Source organism: Comamonas thiooxydans (assembly GCF_002157685.2).
GTDB lineage: Bacteria > Pseudomonadota > Gammaproteobacteria > Burkholderiales > Burkholderiaceae_C > Comamonas > Comamonas testosteroni_H.
The window spans coordinates 2,774,419-2,790,498 of the sequence record NZ_AP026738.1 but is presented as its reverse complement, the minus strand read 5'-3'; the positions used below and the strand labels follow the sequence as shown (position 1 = coordinate 2,790,498).

Below are 16,080 nucleotides of genomic sequence, written 5' to 3'. Positions count from 1 at the left end.
AGCAAACCTGGGCTGGATGCCATTTAGCTCACAAAGAGCTGCTTCAGAAGTCCATTCTCAGACCGACCACCAGATTGCGACCCGTCAACGGGGCTGCACTCTTGATGAACGAGGTTGCAGCGTAGGCCAGACGGTTGGTGAGATTCTGGCCCTTGACATAGAACTGCCACTGGTTGCCACCACTCTTCCAGAGGTAGCTGGCGCCCAGGTTCAGCATGCCGTAGCCCGGCGTCTGGGTTTCGTACTGGGCCGTGCGGTTCTGGCGCAGCACCTGGGTCCATTCAGCCATGGTGTCCCAGCCAGCCAGACGTGCATTCACACGCAAGCCGGCACGCAAAGCCGGAATGCGGGGCAGCGCAGAGCCGTCTTCCAGACGCGCACGCACGCCGTCGCCAAACACACTCAGGCTCAACTCGCGGCTCAGCCGCTGGCTCAGCTGAGCCTCCCAGCCTGTAAAGCGCGCATTGCCCTGGGTGTATTGCAGCAGCTGCAGCCCTTCGTGGGCATCCAGCGTGGCACCGTAGATATAGCCTTTGATGCGGTAGTGATATGCGTTGAGCTTCCAGGTCGTATCACCGGCCGTCTTGGCCAGGCCCAGGTCCAGCGCCTGCGAGCGCTCGCGAGACAGATTGGGATTGCCGATCTCGTAGGTTGCCGTGGCCATGTGCAGGCCGTTGGCAAACAACTCTTCGGCCGTGGGCATGCGGCTGCCGCTGGTGAACGAGGCCGATGCGCTGTAGCCGGGCTGGAACTTCCAGACCGTGCCCAGCGACGCCGAAGTGGCGCTGTGGCTGCGACGTTCGTTGCTCAGCTCGGCTTCCACGCGCTGGCGGTCGTGGCGCAAGGCCCCCTGAAAACTCCAATCCTGCCAGCGGTATTCCTCCAGCAGATAGAGGCTGTGGCGCTGGGTATCCGTGGGCTGCACATAAGCCTCTTCGCCCGTGGCGCTGAAGCGGCGCTTGAGGGTCTGCAGACCCAGCGTGCCACGCCAGCCGGCGATGGGCTCATGCTCCATTTCCAGGCGCAGGTCATGGGCCTTGTTTCTGAACTGGGTGGCCACGCTGCCGTCCTCGATCTCGTCGTGACGGTAATTGGTCAGGCCGCCGCGCAGACGCAGCGCGGCAATACCGGCGGTGGGCTTGCGCCATTCACCACGCAGATCCCAGCGCTCACTGGTCAGGTCGACCACAGGCACACTGCCGCTTTCCTCGTGATCATGGTCGTGGTCATGCCCGTCGTGGGAGCCGCAATGCAGGTGATCGCCATGTGCGTGGCAGCCTTCGAAGCTGTGCTGATGGCCGGGCAAGCCGTACTTGGCCTGCTGCCGCGTGTAGGCCAGACCCAGATAACCCTGATTGCCCACCCAGGACAGACCCACGCTGCCCGTGTTGCCGCGGCTGAAGCTGCCCGGAACCTTGCTCTGGCCCCAGCCGCTGCCCACGCGATAGTCTCCCGCGTTGCGCGCCACGCCTTCGGCATGCAGCACCAGCTGGCCGTTATCGTTCTTCAGCGGTGTGGCCGTGGTCAGGGAGAACGCGCCTGCAGACATGCCTGCAGCCGTGCCGGCCTGCACCTCGGCCGAACCTTCCAGGCCCTTCTCGGGCGCCTGGGTCGGAATCTTGCCATCCAGCACATTTACCACGCCTCCCATGGCGCCGGGGCTGTAAAGCAAGGCCGAAGGGCCACGCAGCACTTCGATCTGCCTGGCCAGCAAAGGCTCGGTGGTCACCGCATGGTCGGGGCTGACGGTCGAGGCGTCGAGCAGCTCCGAGCCATCGCTGAGCACGGAGACTCGCGCACCATCCATGCCGCGAATCACCGGCCGGCTGGCTCCCGCGCCGAAATGGCTGGCATTGATGCCGGGCTCGGCCGCCAGGGTCTCGCCCAGGGTTGCAGCGCGGCGCAGGCGCAGTTCCTCTTCGCCGAGCACCTGGACGGGCGTGGCCATATCGCCGGCGGCCATGCCGGTCGCCGACACCGTCACCTCAGCCAGGCTGGACTCCTGCTTGGCAGCATCCGACTGCGCAAAGGCCAGAGGGGAGCAGGCCAGCAGGCCCAGGCCTGTGCCCAGGGCCAGTCCGCGCCTTGCCGGCTGCAGCGCCTCGATGGCGCGGGCCAGAGCCGACTTGGGGGAGCGGCGCAAGGAATGGGCGGAAGAATTCGAAAAACGTTGAGACATCTCAGTTCCACAAACAACCGTGCGCACGCAGACGATCAAAGAAAGTACGCACGGATATTCAATAAAAACAGCCTGAATCGCTTATATATAAAGCGCTTATAGCTATCAATTATGAAGTTCTGGCCTGGGCAGCAAGCCATGCCGCAGCATGGCTCCTACCTAGACCAGGGAGCTGAGAGACAGAGGGGGTGCGCGTGCAGCCAGCGGTGCTGCAATAAAGACGGCTCTGGGCGCGGGAGCAAAAGGCCGGGGGATGAAACTGTCGGGTGGCGGCGCACTGAAAGCGAGCACGGCCACAGGCCCTGCATAGCCATGATTGGCCTGGTCCAGCAACTGGCATTCTGCCGGTCCATGACCGGCAAACAGTGCATGCACCCAGGACAGGTCCGAGGCGCAGCTGCTGCTGTCGGCCGGGCAATTTCCCACCACTTCGGCAGAGGCTGCCGATAGCGCGGGTGCCGCATGGCTGTGCACCGCATAGATCTTGCCCCCAGGCGCGCTGCCCAGATGAACGGCACGGTGCATCTGGCCCAGCGTCGGCCCCAGCACCATGGCCAGGGCCAGCAGGCCCATCAGCCAGCGCATCACCCAGATTTCGCGCAGGCACAGGCGACCGTCAGCAGGTGCTGATCGGCTGGGTCGGCGCAGATGGGAGTGAAGTGACACGTTATGGAGCTAGATCGGCTTCGGACGGTGCGAAATTGGCCAAGGGTTGCAGAGTGTATCTGCACTCCAGGCCATACGCTGAAAGACAGGCTTAATCCTTGAGCCAGCGTGAGAACGCTTTCTGAAATTTCTGCACCTTGGGGCCCACCACGAAAGCGCAGTACCCCTGGCCGGGGTGCTGCAGAAAATAGTCTTGGTGGTAGTCTTCGGCAGGCCAGTAGTTGGTCAGGGGCTCGATCTGGGTGACCACGGGCGCATCAAATGCTTTTTCGTTCTGCATTTCCTGCAGCAATGCCTGTGCCTCGGCCGTTTGCTGCGCATGGGTGGTGAAGATTGCGCTGCGGTACTGCGTGCCCACGTCGTTGCCCTGGCGGTTCAGCGTGGTCGGATCATGGGTGCCGAAGAAGATCAGCAGCACATCGCGCAGGCTGATGACCGCGGGGTCGAAGTCAAGTTTCACCACTTCGGCATGGCCGGTCTGTCCGGTACAGATATCGTCGTAGCTGGGATGATCCAGGTGACCATTGGCATAGCCGCTCTCCACATCGACAATGCCGCGCACACGGTCGAAGACGGCTTCGGTGCACCAGAAGCAACCTCCGCCCAGATAAATGGTTTCCGCTGCCATCACCGGCTCCTTGTTTTTAAGACGCGTCAAGCGTAGCTCAAATCAACTACCCATTTTCACCAATGACAGCGATTGCGGCCCCGCTATGCTGCAGGGCGCCCACTACACTGCTTGCTGCTTTGCAATACAAGCCGTGTCCGACGCACCTACCATGTGGCGCATAGAACAGAAAAACCTGCATCAGAGGGATACACACCATGAAGCGTTCCGGCCGCTGGGCCTTGAGTCTGGCCCTGATCGGCTTGCTGGTTGTCATAGGCTGGCGCGCAGTCGTCAATCTGCAGCATAAAAAACAGGCAGCGAACCATGCTGCGGTTCCGCAGGAACTGCCCATACAACTGGCTGCCCAGGAGGTTCTGACGGTCCAGCCCCTTCAGCTTGCTTTGAGCGTTCCGCTCAACGGAGTGGTTCAGGCGGTGAACTCGGCCGTGGTCAAGGCCTATGTCGCGGGCGAACTGCGCGGCCTGACCGTGCGCGAAGGCGATAGCGTTCGCAAGGGCCAGCAGTTGGCGCGCGTTGATGCTACGGAGGCCGAGGCACGCTGGCGCCAGACGCAGCAGCAGGCCGATGCTTCCAGAGCCCAGCTGGCGATTGCCCAGCGCAACCAGGACAACAATGCGGCCCTGGTGCAAAAAGGCTTTATCTCCACCACGGCGCTGCTGATCTCCCAGGCCAATCTGGATTCGGCCCGTGCCAATCTGGCCGCCGCCCAGGCCGCCGCCGATGCGGCCCGCAAGGCCGTCACGGATGCCGTCATCAACAGCCCCATGAGCGGTCAGATCGCCCAGCGCTTTGTCCAGAACGGCGAGCGCGTCGGTGTGGAAGCGCGCATTGTCGAAGTCGTCGATCCAGCCAAGCTGGAAATAATGGCCCAGCTCGCTCCCGCAGATTCGGTACAGGTCCAGGTCGGCCAGATGGCCGAGCTGCAAGTGCCAGGTGCCCCCCTGGACATGCAGGCCATCAGCGCCAAGGTGGTACGCATCAATCCCAGCGCCCAGACCGGCTCGCGCACCGTGGCGGCCTATCTGGCGGTACAAGAGGACGAGGTCGCCAAAAACAATAGCAGCCAGCGCCCACCCCATTTGCGCCCCGGCCTGTTCCTGCAAGGCAGCATACTGACCGGCATGGACAGCCAGCTGGCCGTGCCTCTGGCCGCCGTGCGCACCGACAAGCCCCAGCCCTATGTGCAAGTGCTGCAAGCCGGCAAGCCGGCCGTGGTCGCAGCCGCACCGGAGCCGGCCCAGGAGATGGCCGGCCGCACAGAGCTTCGAGTAATCCACAAGACCGTGGAACTGGGGCGCCAGTCCGCCCATGAAGGCGCAACCTGGGTGCAGATCCTCAAGGGCCTGAATGCGGGCGACCGGATACTGGCCGGCAGCACCGGCGGTCTGCGCGAAGGCACGCTGGTTGAAGCGTCGAGCCCGGCTCCGGCTGCTGCCCCCGGCGCCAAGGCAGCGGATGCAGATCGTCCCGGGAGCCCATAAATGTGGTTCACGCGCATCAGCCTCAAGAACCCGGTGCTGGCCACCATGCTCATGCTGGCCTTTGTGGTGCTGGGCGTTTTTTCCTACCAGCGGCTCAAGGTCGACCAGTTCCCGAACATCGAGTTTCCCGTGGTGGTGGTCACGGTCGAGTATCCAGGCGCCTCACCCGAGATCGTCGAGAGCGAGGTCACCAAGAAGATAGAGGAAGCCGTCAACTCGGTCGCCGGCATCAATGCCCTGACCTCACGCAGCTACGAAGGCACCAGCGTCGTCATCATCGAGTTCCAGCTGCATATAGACGGCCGCCGCGCTGCCGACGATGTGCGCGAGAAGGTCGCCTCGGTGCGCCCCACTCTGCGTGACGAGGTCAAGGAGCCGCGCGTCATCCGTTTCGACCCGGCCAGCACGGCTGTCTGGTCGCTGGCCGTGCTGCCAGACCCCCATGCCCTGCACGGCGAGACCGCCCCCGATGGCAAGAGCGTGACGCCGCCCGATGCGATTGCACTGACCAGCTGGGCCGACCAGGTGCTGAAAAAGCGGCTGGAGAACGTGCGCGGCGTGGGCGCAGTGAACATGGTGGGAGCCACCAAGCGCGAGATCAATGTCTATCTGGACCCGCAGGCGCTTGAGGCCTACTCCATCACCCCCGAGCAGGTTGCCCAGGCGGTGCGTGCCGAGAACCAGGATCTGCCAGTGGGGGCGATCCGCTCCAAGGCCCAGGAACGCGTGGTGCAGATCGATGCCCGCATTCAGCGCCCCGAGGAATTTGCCCGCATCATCGTGGCCCACCGCAACGGCGCCCCGATCCGCGTCGGCCAGTTGGCCCGCGTGCAGGACGATGCGCAGGAGCTGCAGACCCTGGCGCTGTACAACGGCAGCCGTACGCTGCTGATGTCCGTTCAAAAAGCCCAGGACGAGAACACCATCGAGGTGGTCGACGGCCTGAATGCAGCGATCAAGGCCATCGCCCCCGAGCTGCCGCCTGGCGTGCGCCTGCAGGCAATCGCCGACAACTCACGCGCCATCCGCGTGGGCGTGGACAACGTGCGCCAGACACTGATCGAGGGTGCCTTGCTCACGGTGCTCATCGTGTTTCTGTTCCTGAACTCCTGGCGCTCCACGGTGATCACGGGGCTGACACTGCCCATCGCGCTGATCGGCACTTTCCTCTTCATGTACTGGTTCGGCTTTTCCATCAATATGGTCACGCTGATGGCGCTCTCGCTGTGCGTGGGTCTGCTGATCGACGATGCCATCGTGGTGCGCGAGAACATCGTGCGCCATGTGCAGATGGGCAAGAACGCCTATCAGGCAGCCATGGAAGGCACGCAGGAGATCGGGCTGGCCGTGCTAGCCACCACGCTTTCCATCGTCGCCGTATTTCTGCCCATAGGCTTTATGGGGGGCATCATCGGGCAGTTCTTCCATGAGTTCGGTATCACCATCGTGGCAGCCGTGCTGATCTCCATGTTTGTCAGCTTCACGCTGGACCCCATGCTTTCCAGCGTCTGGCATGACCCGGCGATTCACGCCCATGGAGAGCATGGCCGCAAAAGCCTGTACGACCGCACGCTGGGACGCGTGACGGCCTGGGTGGAGCGCATGAGCGACCGGCTCTCGGACTTCTACCAGGGCATACTGCGCTGGTCGCTGGCCCACAAGCTGCTCACCCTGGCGCTGGCATTCATTATTTTCATAGCAAGCATCGCTCTTGTACCCTTGCTTGGCACCGAGTTTGTGCCCAAGGCGGACTTTTCGGAAACTTCGATCAGCTTCAACACCCCCGAAGGCTCCTCGATCGAAGCCACCGAAGCCAAGGCCAGACAGGTGACGGACGTATTGCGCGCCTTGCCCGAGGTGCGCTACACGCTGACCACCATCAACACCGGCGTTGCCAACGGCAAGAACTACGCCAACATCTATGTGCGCCTGGTTGACCGCCACCAGCGCAGCCGCAATGTGGACGAGATTTCGGCCTATCTGCGCCCCAGGCTGCAGGCGATTGCAGGCATCAAGCTCACCCATGTGGGTCTGCGCGAGGCTGTGGGCGGGCAAAAGCAGGTCGAGTTCTCGCTCATGGGCCCGGACCTGGACGAGCTGGCCCGCCTGAGCCAGATCGTGCAGGAGCGCATAGCCGATATTCCGGGCCTGGTCGATCTGGACTCCAGCCTCAAGCCCAACAAGCCCATGGTCAATATCGAGGTCCATCGCGATGCCGCGGCCGATCTGGGCCTGTCGATAGGCAATATGGCCGGCGCACTGCGCACCTGGGTGGCCGGCCAGACCGTGGGCAACTGGCGGGCCAGCGACGACCAGACCTATGACGTGAACGTGCGACTCGAGCCCGAGGCCCGCACCACGCCCCAGGACCTGGAGCGCCTGCCGTTTGCACTGGCGACCGGAGATGGCGGCATGCGCATCGTGCGCCTCAACCAGGTTGCCAGCGTGGTGGACAGCACCGGCCCCAGCCAGATCAACCGCCGCAATCTCAACCGCGAGGTCGCCATCAACGCCAATGTCTATCTGCGCAGCACGGGCGAGGTCACGGCCGATATCAAGCAGGCGCTGGCCACCATTCCCATGCCGCCCGGCTACAGTTACCAGTTCAGCGGCGCGGCCAAGAACATGGCCGAATCCTTTGGCTACGCTATTTCCGCGCTGATGCTGGCGATCATCTTCATCTACATGATTCTGGCCAGCCAGTTCAAGAGCTTTCTCCAGCCCCTGGCGCTCATGACCTCGCTGCCCCTGACACTGATAGGCGTGGTGCTGGCCCTGATGATGTTCGGCTCGGCCCTGTCCATGTTCTCCATCATCGGCGTGGTCATGCTCATGGGTCTGGTGACCAAGAATGCCATTTTGCTGGTGGACTTTGCCATCCGCGCCCGCGAACCCCGCACCGACGAGGCCAGCGGCCAGACCGCTCCGGGCCTGCCGCGCAACGAAGCGCTGCTGCTGGCCGCCCGCGTGCGCCTGCGCCCGATCCTGATGACCACGCTGGCCATGATCTTCGGCATGGTGCCGCTGGCCTTTGCGGTCACCGAGGGCTCCGAGCAACGCGCCCCCATGGGCCAGGCGGTGATCGGCGGCGTCATCACTTCCTCGCTGCTGACCCTGGTCGTGGTGCCCGTGGTGTACTGCTATCTTGATGATTTTGCCAATTGGATGCGCCGTAAATGGTCCGGCGTGCCCTCAAAAAGCGATGAGCCGCCGCACGAAGCCTCCGAGGCTCGTAGAATCGATGGTTTGTCCTGATAAGTCTTTCCCCGGAGATACCATGGCCCTGCCAATGAATGCCCAAGTGGACCCGCGCGATGTGCACGCGCAGGCTCGTTTCAACATGATCGAACAGCAAATCCGTCCCTGGAACGTGCTGGACGAGTCCGTGCTGGAGCTGATGGGCAAGGTCCACCGTGAAGACTATGTGTCGCCCGAATACGCGAACATGGCCTATATGGACATTGAAGTCCCCCTGAAGGGCACTGCCGAAGAAGCCGCCGCCAAAGGCTGGCACATGCTGGCCCCCAAGATCGAAGCGCGCATGCTGCAAGACGTGAAGATCAAGCCCACCGACCGCGTGCTCGAAATCGGCACCGGCTCCGGCTATATGGCAGCCCTGCTGGCTGCCCAGGCCAAGGAAGTCGTGACACTGGAGATCGACCCCGAACTGGCCGAAATGGCCCGTGAGAATCTGCTCAGCGCCGGCGTCAAGAATGTCGAAGTCAAACTGGCCAACGGTGCCACCGCTTCCCTGGCTCAGGGCGCGTTTGACGTGATCGTGCTCAGCGGCTCGGTGGCCCAGGTTCCCGACGCGCTGTATGCCCAGCTCAACGAAGGCGGCCGCATTGCCGCCATCGTCGGTCACATGCCCGTGATGCGCTTCACGCTGGTGACCAAGAACGGCAACAATTTCGAAGTCCAGCAACCCTGGGATACCGCTGCCACCCGCCTCGTGGGTTTTGAAGAGCCTTCGCGCTTCTCGTTCTAAACGCTTGCTGCGTTCGCCCTGCTTTCTGCGCTGCGACTCGGCGGTGCAGCGATCAGGGCCTGTCTTTCAGTGTCAGGGCTGGCCCGCAGATTCGTCGGCCAGCCGCCAGGAGTTTTTATGTTGACCCAGGTCTTGCCCGCCCAGTTCCAGCAATGGCTGGCTTCTCATGCCGCGAATGGCGTCAGGCCCGTGGTGCTGGATGTGCGCGAACCCTGGGAAGTCACCCTGGCCAGCATCCAGCCCGGCGAAGGCTTCGAGCTGCGCTGCATTCCCATGCACGACATCCCCGGCCGCCTGCAGGAGCTGGACCCCGACCACCCCATCGCCTGCCTGTGCCACCATGGCGCACGCAGCATGAGCGTGGCCGCATTTCTGGTCAACAACGGCTTTGAGGACGTCAGCAACGTCACCGGCGGCATTGACGCCTGGTCGCTCAGCGCCGATCCCAGCGTGCCCCGTTATTGAGACCGTCCGGCATCCCCGCCTCCTGCCTGTTGAGTTCCCCGTTGTGATCGAGACCGCCCAAACCTGACATCTATGACCAAGCTGCCCAGGCCCCTGCAAGCCCCCTCCGCCCACGCTCTGCGTGCCATTTCCTTGGGAGTTTTGCTGGCATGGGCCGGCGCTCAGACACAGGCGCAGACCTTGTCAGAGCTGGTGGCCCAGGCCCGCGGCTATGACGCTTCATGGCAGGCCCAGCAAGCCGATGCGAGAGCGGCTGCCAGCCGTGCCGATCAGGCCCTGTCCGGGCTGCTGCCCAACGTGGGTCTGTCGGCGGGTGCCAACCGCACCCATGTGGACATCCATACCTCCGTGCCCATACCCGGCATGGCCAGCAGCTTCAACAACACACAGCAGAACGTGCAGCTCAGCGCCCAGCAGCCGCTGTACCGTCCTGCCAACAAAATTGCCTACGAGCAGGGGCAGCGCGGCGTGGATGTGGCCCAGGCTCAGCTGGATGCAGCTGCACAGAACCTGATCGTGCGTGTGGCCCAGGCTTATTTCGATGTGCTGGCGGCCCAGGACAGCGTGCAGGTGGCCCAGTCGCAAAAGCAGGCCATCAGCACCCAGCTCGAAATGGCCAAGCGCAATTTCGAAGTCGGCACGGCCACCATCACCGATTCTCGCGAAGCCCAGTCCCGCTTCGATCTGGTCACGGCCCAGGAAATCGCTGCACAAAATGACCTGCAGGTCAAACGCGTGGCCCTGGATCAGCTCGTGGGCCGCGTCGGCATTCAGCCCACGCCGCTGGCTGCGCCGCTGACCCTACCCAGGGTGGAGCCCGACAATATGCAAGACTGGGTGGACAAGGCCCTGGCCGCCCAGCCCCAGTTACGCCAGGCTCAGCTGGCCCTGGACATCGCCAGGCTGGACACGCAGAAGGCCGAGGCCGGCCACAAGCCCACCGTAGACCTGCAGGCCGGTTATGTGGTCAACCGTTATCCCAACGGCTCCATGACTCCATCCATTCCGCTCAGCTATCGCACCAACGCTGCCCAGATCGGCGTGGTCATGAACATGCCGCTGTTTGCGGGTTTTGCGGTGCAGAACCGCATCCGGGAAACCGTGGCGCTGGAGGAAAAAGCCCGCGCCCAGCTCGACGATGCCCGCCGCAACGTGGAGCAGGCCACGCGTACCGCCTTCCTGGGCGTGCAGTCCGGCCAGGCTCAGGTCAAGGCGCTTGAAGCGGCTCTCGCCTCCAGCCAGAGTGCGCTGGAAGCCAACAAAATGGGTTATGAGGTCGGGGTGCGTATCAATATCGATGTGCTCAATGCCCAGAGTCAGGTCTACCAGACCGAGCGCGACCTGGCCAATGCGCGCTATCAGGTGCTGCTTGGGCAGCTCAAGCTGCGTCAGGCCACGGGAGTGCTCAGCGACGATGATCTGCGCATGATCGACGCACTGACACGCACACCCAGCATTGCCCCTGCTGCCGCAGCCAGGCCAGCCGTCACAAGCAGCATGGCTGCCGCAAAGCCCGCAGCCAGAACGTTCAAACGTTAAGACCGGTTGAGAAGCAGGCTTTCAGGGTTTAACGTCATATCGACCTCAAACCCTTATTCACAGTGCACTATACGCTCCTGATCAAGGAGCATTCATCAACACTTGGATCGCCTCGGCCGTGGCCGCGGCCGCACCGCGATTGCCCTGTACCATCTGCCGGCAGCTTTGTACGGCAGCCTGCAGACGATCCGGTCTGGCCACCAGGTCCAGAGCCTGGCCCAAGCCTGCTCCCATATCCTGCACGCCCAGGGCTGCGCCGGCTTGCAGCGCCTGCTCGGAGGCCTGGCTGAAATTGAAGGTATGCGGCCCCAGTATCACGGGACAATCACAGGCCAGCGCCTCGATCAGGTTCTGCCCGCCCAGCGGCGCAAAGCTCCCCCCCATCAGGGCTGCCGCTGCCAGGCCGTAATACAGGGGCATCTCGCCCAGCGAATCGCCAAGCCAGATCGCGCCGGACTGCACGGGAGGCATCTGCTCCCACTGGCTGCGCCGCGAAACAGCAAAGCCCGCTTTACCCAGCAAGTTCTCCACCTCGTCAAAACGCTGAGGATGACGCGGAACGACCAGCCATTGCACCGCCGCTGCAGCATCGCCCAGGGTCTTGAGCGCATCGATGAACATCGCTTCCTCGCCCTCGCGGCTGCTGGCAAACAGCAGCACGGGGCGCGCCAACGCTGCACGCCATTGCACGGCCCGGGCGATCTGGGCGGCATCGGGCAGCACATCGAATTTGAGATTGCCCAGCACCGCATCCACGTGGGCGCCTACATTGCGCAGGCGCTTGGCATCGGCCTCGGTCTGCGCCCAGACTGCAGCCAGTGCGCCGTATGCTGGGCGAGACAGGGGCCTGACTCTCAGAGCACCGGCTTCGGATTTCTCGTTGAGACGTGCATTGGCCAGGGCCAGAGGAATGCCCGTGTTGGCACAAGCCGCAATCAGATTCGGCCAGATCTCGGTTTCCATCAGCACGCCCACTGCAGGCTGGAACTGCGCGACAAAACGCCTGGTGGCGCCCAGGGAGTCCCAGGGCAGCCAGACCTGCACATCGCCCGGCTGCAACAGCTTTGCGCCCTCCTCTCGCCCGGTCGCAGTGCTGTGCGTCAGCAGCAGACGCATAGCCGGCATGCGCTCGCGCAAGGCCTTGATCAGAATGGCGGCAGCTCGGGTCTCGCCCAGCGACACCGAATGAATCCACACCCATCGGCCGCGTCCGTCGCGCCCCAGATCTGCAGGCTGGTAATGGCCGAAGCGTTCAGGCACGGCCACGCCGTAACCCGGCTCAGCCAGCGCTCTGCGACGCAGCTTGCGCCGCAGTAGCGGCTGCACCGCCCAGGCCAGCGCACTGAACAGCGCACGGGCAAAGCTCATGGGAGCCGGCTTGGCCATGCTTGAGCGCTGCTTCGGTCAGTGCGCGGAAGCGCCTACCTGAGCGTCAGGCTTGACGCGCTTGAGCAGAGCCAGCATCTGCGCTTCTATGCGCTGCAAGGCTTGCTGTGTATGGCCTTCAAAGCGCAGCACCAGCACCGGCGTGGTGTTGCTGGCGCGAATCAGGCCGAAGCCGTCGGCCCAGTCCACGCGCAGGCCGTCAATGGTGCTGACCCGGGCAGGTTCGGCAAACTCCGTGGCAGCGAGCGCCTGCAACTCGGCCGCCAGACGATGAGGCTCGCCTTCGGCACAGGCCACATTGAGTTCGGGCGTGGAAAAGCTGGTGGGCAATGCGTTGAGCACTGCGCTGGGGTCGGTTTCGCGGCTGACGATTTCGAGCAGACGGCAGCCGGCATAGGTGCCATCGTCAAAGCCGTACCAGCGCTCCTTGAAGAAGATATGGCCGCTCATCTCGCCTCCCAGCGGCGCACCCAGCTCCTTCATGCGAGCCTTGACCAGCGAATGGCCGGTCTTGTACATCACGGCCTTGCCGCCTGCAGCTTCGATCTCGGGGGCCAGACGCTGGGTGCACTTGACGTCGAACACGATGGAGCCGCCGGGCACGCGCGAGAGCACATCCTTGGCGAACAGCATCATCTGACGGTCGGGGAAGATGTTCTGGCCGTCCTTGGTCACAATGCCCAGGCGGTCGCCGTCACCGTCAAAGGCCAGACCCAGCTCGGCATCGCTGGTCTGCAGGGCCTGGATCACATCGCGCAGGTTCTCGGGCTTGCTGGGATCGGGATGATGATTGGGGAAGTTGCCGTCGACTTCAGAGAACAGCTCAATCACCTCGCAGCCCAGCTGACGGAAGATGGCGGGAGCCGATGCACCGGCCACGCCGTTGCCGCAATCCACCACAATCTTCATGGGCCGCGCCAGCTTCACATCGCCCACGATGCGGGCGGTGTAATCGGCCAGCACATCGGCCCGGCTGATCTGTCCGGCACCGGTAATCGTCCAGTCCTCGGTTTCCATGCGCACGCGCAGGGCCTGGATTTCCTCACCATAAATGGCGCGGCCTGCCAGCACCATCTTGAAGCCGTTGTAATCCTTGGGGTTGTGGCTGCCAGTGACCTGAATACCGCTGGTGCACAAGGTGGCAGCGGCAAAGTACAGCATGGGCGTGGTGGCCAGACCGATGTCGATCACGTTCACACCCACCTCGGTCAGGCCCTGCATCAATGCAGCCGACAGCGCGGGACCCGACAGACGGCCATCACGGCCCACCGCCACGGTTTTTTCACCGGCGACCAGCGCTGCCATGCCGAATGCGCGGCCGATACCGCGGGCGACTTCTTCAGTCAGTGTCGACGGCACGATGCCGCGAATGTCATAAGCCTTGAAGATGGAGGATGCAACTTGCACGACAGCTCTTTCTCGAAGTTTTTCAATTCCATAGCGCCAGGCAGCGGACTGCGCGGCGCGATCGGGCGATTTTAGGCTGCAAACAGCAAGGCCTGCGCCTTGATGGTCGCAGGCCTTGTATTCAAATGTCCCCCGAGCTGCTTCGCGCCTTCACTGAGGGGACGACTGACTTTGCTGCTGGGTGGCCCTTGCTTGGACTGTGGTGATTTTGAGAGCCATCACCACAGGCTACGGCTTGCTGAAGTTACAAGCGTTGCTGGACCTGAGCCAGGGCCGCCGGATCCTCCATGGTGCTCAGGTCACCGGGATCACGACCTTCGGCCACGGCCTGCAGGGCCCGGCGCAGCAGCTTGCCACTGCGCGTCTTGGGCAGAGCCGTGACGAAAATCACGCGAGAAGGACGCGCAACCGCACCCAGACGCGAATCGACCAGCTTCATCACATCGGCTTCGAGGGCCTTGCTGGAGACCTCATCTGCCACCAAGGCGGCATCGCGCACCACGGCAAAGGCCAGCGCAGCCTGGCCCTTGAGATTGTCGGCAACGCCGACCACGGCCACTTCGGCAATCTGGGCATGGGCAGAGATGCTCTCCTCGATCTCGCGCGTGCCCAGGCGATGGCCCGCCACATTGATCACGTCGTCGGTACGGCCGAGGATGAAGTAGTAGCCGTCCTCATCGCGGATGCCCCAGTCGAAGGTGCTGTAGATCAGCCGACCCGGAATGCTCTTCCAATAAGTGTTGACAAAGCGGTTGTCGTCGCGCCACACCGTCTGCATGCAACCGGGCGGCAGCGGACCTTCAATCGCCAGCACGCCCTTCTGATTCGCCTGAGTCAACTCCTCGCCGCTGGCGTCATCAATCAGCTTGACGTTGTAGCCGTAGACCGCCCGACCCGGACTGCCAAAACGCGTGGCCTGCTTTTCCACGCCGTTGCACAGCGTCATGATGGGCCAGCCGGTCTCGGTCTGCCAGTAGTTGTCGATGATGGGCTTGTTGATGGCCTGGCTGATCCAGGTCGCAGTGGGCTCGTCCAGCGGCTCGCCGGCCAGCCACAGGGCCTTGAGGCTGGAGATGTCGTAGCGCTTGAGGTAATCCGCATCATGCTTTTTGAGCACGCGAATCGCGGTCGGCGCCGAGAACATGTGCGTGACCTTGTATTTCTCGACAATGCTCCACCAGATGCCTGCATCAGGGTTGACCGGCAACCCCTCGTACATCACCGTAGCCATGCCCGCAATCAGCGGCGCATAGATGATGTAGCTATGACCCACGACCCAGCCTATGTCGCTGGTGCAGAAAAAGGTCTGCCCCGCCTGGGCATCGAAGATATGCGGCATGCTGGCCGCCAGTGCCACGGTATAGCCGCCCGTATCACGCTGCACGCCCTTGGGCTTGCCCGTGGTGCCGCTGGTGTAGAGGGTGTAGCTGGGATGGGTTGACTCCACCCAGACGCAATCCACCTGCGCATTCATGTGCCGGGCACGCAAGGCCGACCAGTCATGGTCGCGGCCCGCCTTCATGGGCATTTCGGCCAGTCCGCGGTTGACCATCAGCACGGCAGCGGGCTGGTGGCTGGATTGCCTGAGCGCTTCATCCAGCAAAGGCTTGTAAGCCACGACACGGCCGCCACGCGAGCCCGCGTCGGCGCTGATGATGACCTTGGGTTCGGCATCATCGATGCGCGACGCCAGTGCGCCCGAGGCAAAGCCGCCAAACACCACGGAGTGAATGGCGCCCAGACGCACGCAGGCCAGCATGGCAAAGCAAGCCTCGGCCACCATGGGCATATAGATCTGCACGCGGTCGCCTTTTTGCACACCCAGCGACTGCAGCACGGCGGCCATGCGATTGACCTCCGCATGCAGCTCGCGGTAGCTGTAGACCTTCTCGGTCTGCGTTTCGGTGGAAATGGCGATCAACGCGTTCTGATCGCCGCGCTCTGCCACATGGCGGTCAATGGCGTTATGGCAAAGATTCGTTGTGCCGCCCACAAACCATTTGGCGAACGGCGGGTTGCTGTAGTCGCAGATCTGCTGCGGCTTCTGCTGCCAATCGATCAGGCCGGCCTGCTCCGCCCAGAAGCCGTCGCGGTCATCAATGGAACGCTGATAAAAATCTTCGAAACGCGTGGTCATGAATATGTCTCCTTGACTCTCCGTCTTTTGCAGAGAGTTTTCTGAATTCATAATTATTCATAACGCGCTTGCCAAAAACTGACAGCACTTGACTACCGCACCAACGCCGCGTCAGGGCACAGGCCCAAGCACGTTCAGTTCCAGGGTCCTCCTTGAAGCCCTCTTCTCGGATATCGTGTCCGCCCAGCCACGGTGTATGCG

At 63.0% G+C, this 16,080-nt stretch carries 11 protein-coding genes; 5 read left to right on the top strand and 6 right to left on the bottom strand.

Features of this window, described 5'->3' with window-relative positions:
* Positions 1–43: 43 nt before the first annotated feature.
* The 3 genes from CTR2_RS12785 to msrA all read right to left on the bottom strand — a co-directional run bounded on the left by CTR2_RS12785 (position 44) and on the right by msrA (position 3,473).
* A complete protein-coding gene (locus CTR2_RS12785) occupies positions 44–2,179 on the bottom strand; it encodes a TonB-dependent receptor domain-containing protein (protein ID WP_087083588.1) in 2,136 nt (711 codons plus the stop codon).
* Between the two features lie 159 nt (positions 2,180–2,338).
* The gene (locus CTR2_RS12780; protein WP_087083590.1) at positions 2,339–2,764 is read right to left on the bottom strand and encodes a hypothetical protein; all 426 of its coding nucleotides are present in this window, start codon (positions 2,762–2,764) and stop codon (positions 2,339–2,341) included.
* A gap of 172 nt (positions 2,765–2,936) precedes the next feature.
* The gene (gene msrA, locus CTR2_RS12775; protein WP_087083592.1) at positions 2,937–3,473 is read right to left on the bottom strand and encodes a peptide-methionine (S)-S-oxide reductase MsrA; all 537 of its coding nucleotides are present in this window, start codon (positions 3,471–3,473) and stop codon (positions 2,937–2,939) included.
* Between the two features lie 197 nt (positions 3,474–3,670).
* Between msrA and CTR2_RS12770 the strand changes: the two genes are divergently transcribed.
* The 5 genes from CTR2_RS12770 (at position 3,671) to CTR2_RS12750 (ending at position 10,949) form a co-directional block, all read left to right on the top strand.
* Positions 3,671–4,957: an efflux RND transporter periplasmic adaptor subunit gene (locus CTR2_RS12770; protein WP_087083594.1), complete on the top strand. Its 1,287-nt coding sequence runs from the start codon at positions 3,671–3,673 to the stop codon at positions 4,955–4,957.
* A complete protein-coding gene (locus CTR2_RS12765; RefSeq protein WP_087083596.1) occupies positions 4,958–8,212 on the top strand; it encodes an efflux RND transporter permease subunit in 3,255 nt (1,084 codons plus the stop codon).
* A 22-nt stretch (positions 8,213–8,234) separates the two neighbouring features.
* A complete protein-coding gene (locus CTR2_RS12760; protein WP_004340917.1) occupies positions 8,235–8,945 on the top strand; it encodes a protein-L-isoaspartate O-methyltransferase family protein in 711 nt (236 codons plus the stop codon).
* Between the two features lie 117 nt (positions 8,946–9,062).
* Positions 9,063–9,410: a rhodanese-like domain-containing protein gene (locus CTR2_RS12755; RefSeq protein ID WP_087083598.1), complete on the top strand. Its 348-nt coding sequence runs from the start codon at positions 9,063–9,065 to the stop codon at positions 9,408–9,410.
* Positions 9,411–9,482: 72 nt separating this feature from the next.
* On the top strand, positions 9,483–10,949 hold the full coding sequence (locus tag CTR2_RS12750) for a TolC family outer membrane protein (protein ID WP_087083600.1): 1,467 nt from the start codon (positions 9,483–9,485) through the stop codon (positions 10,947–10,949).
* 81 nt (positions 10,950–11,030) lie between these two features.
* On the opposite strand, the gene CTR2_RS12745 is transcribed toward CTR2_RS12750, so the two are convergent.
* The 3 genes from CTR2_RS12745 to CTR2_RS12735 all read right to left on the bottom strand — a co-directional run bounded on the left by CTR2_RS12745 (position 11,031) and on the right by CTR2_RS12735 (position 15,879).
* Positions 11,031–12,335, bottom strand: coding sequence for a 3-deoxy-D-manno-octulosonic acid transferase (locus tag CTR2_RS12745; RefSeq protein ID WP_087083602.1), 1,305 nt, complete (start codon positions 12,333–12,335; stop codon positions 11,031–11,033).
* Positions 12,336–12,353: 18 nt separating this feature from the next.
* Positions 12,354–13,742: a phosphomannomutase/phosphoglucomutase gene (locus CTR2_RS12740; RefSeq protein ID WP_087083604.1), complete on the bottom strand. Its 1,389-nt coding sequence runs from the start codon at positions 13,740–13,742 to the stop codon at positions 12,354–12,356.
* A gap of 244 nt (positions 13,743–13,986) precedes the next feature.
* Positions 13,987–15,879 carry a propionate--CoA ligase gene (locus tag CTR2_RS12735; RefSeq protein ID WP_087083608.1) on the bottom strand — a complete coding sequence of 631 codons (1,893 nt, stop codon included), beginning with the start codon at positions 15,877–15,879 and terminating at the stop codon, positions 13,987–13,989.
* Positions 15,880–16,080 lie beyond the last annotated feature (201 nt).

Coding starts and splice junctions, on each gene's coding strand:
- CTR2_RS12755 (WP_087083598.1), top strand. CDS start 9,063: ATGTTGACCCAGGTCTTGCCCGCCCAGTTCCAGCAATGGCTGGCTTCT.
- CTR2_RS12735 (WP_087083608.1), bottom strand. CDS start 15,879: ATGACCACGCGTTTCGAAGATTTTTATCAGCGTTCCATTGATGACCGC.
- CTR2_RS12745 (WP_087083602.1), bottom strand. CDS start 12,335: ATGGCCAAGCCGGCTCCCATGAGCTTTGCCCGTGCGCTGTTCAGTGCG.
- CTR2_RS12780 (WP_087083590.1), bottom strand. CDS start 2,764: ATGCGCTGGCTGATGGGCCTGCTGGCCCTGGCCATGGTGCTGGGGCCG.
- CTR2_RS12785 (WP_087083588.1), bottom strand. CDS start 2,179: ATGTCTCAACGTTTTTCGAATTCTTCCGCCCATTCCTTGCGCCGCTCC.
- CTR2_RS12750 (WP_087083600.1), top strand. CDS start 9,483: ATGACCAAGCTGCCCAGGCCCCTGCAAGCCCCCTCCGCCCACGCTCTG.
- CTR2_RS12760 (WP_004340917.1), top strand. CDS start 8,235: ATGGCCCTGCCAATGAATGCCCAAGTGGACCCGCGCGATGTGCACGCG.
- msrA (WP_087083592.1), bottom strand. CDS start 3,473: ATGGCAGCGGAAACCATTTATCTGGGCGGAGGTTGCTTCTGGTGCACC.
- CTR2_RS12770 (WP_087083594.1), top strand. CDS start 3,671: ATGAAGCGTTCCGGCCGCTGGGCCTTGAGTCTGGCCCTGATCGGCTTG.
- CTR2_RS12765 (WP_087083596.1), top strand. CDS start 4,958: ATGTGGTTCACGCGCATCAGCCTCAAGAACCCGGTGCTGGCCACCATG.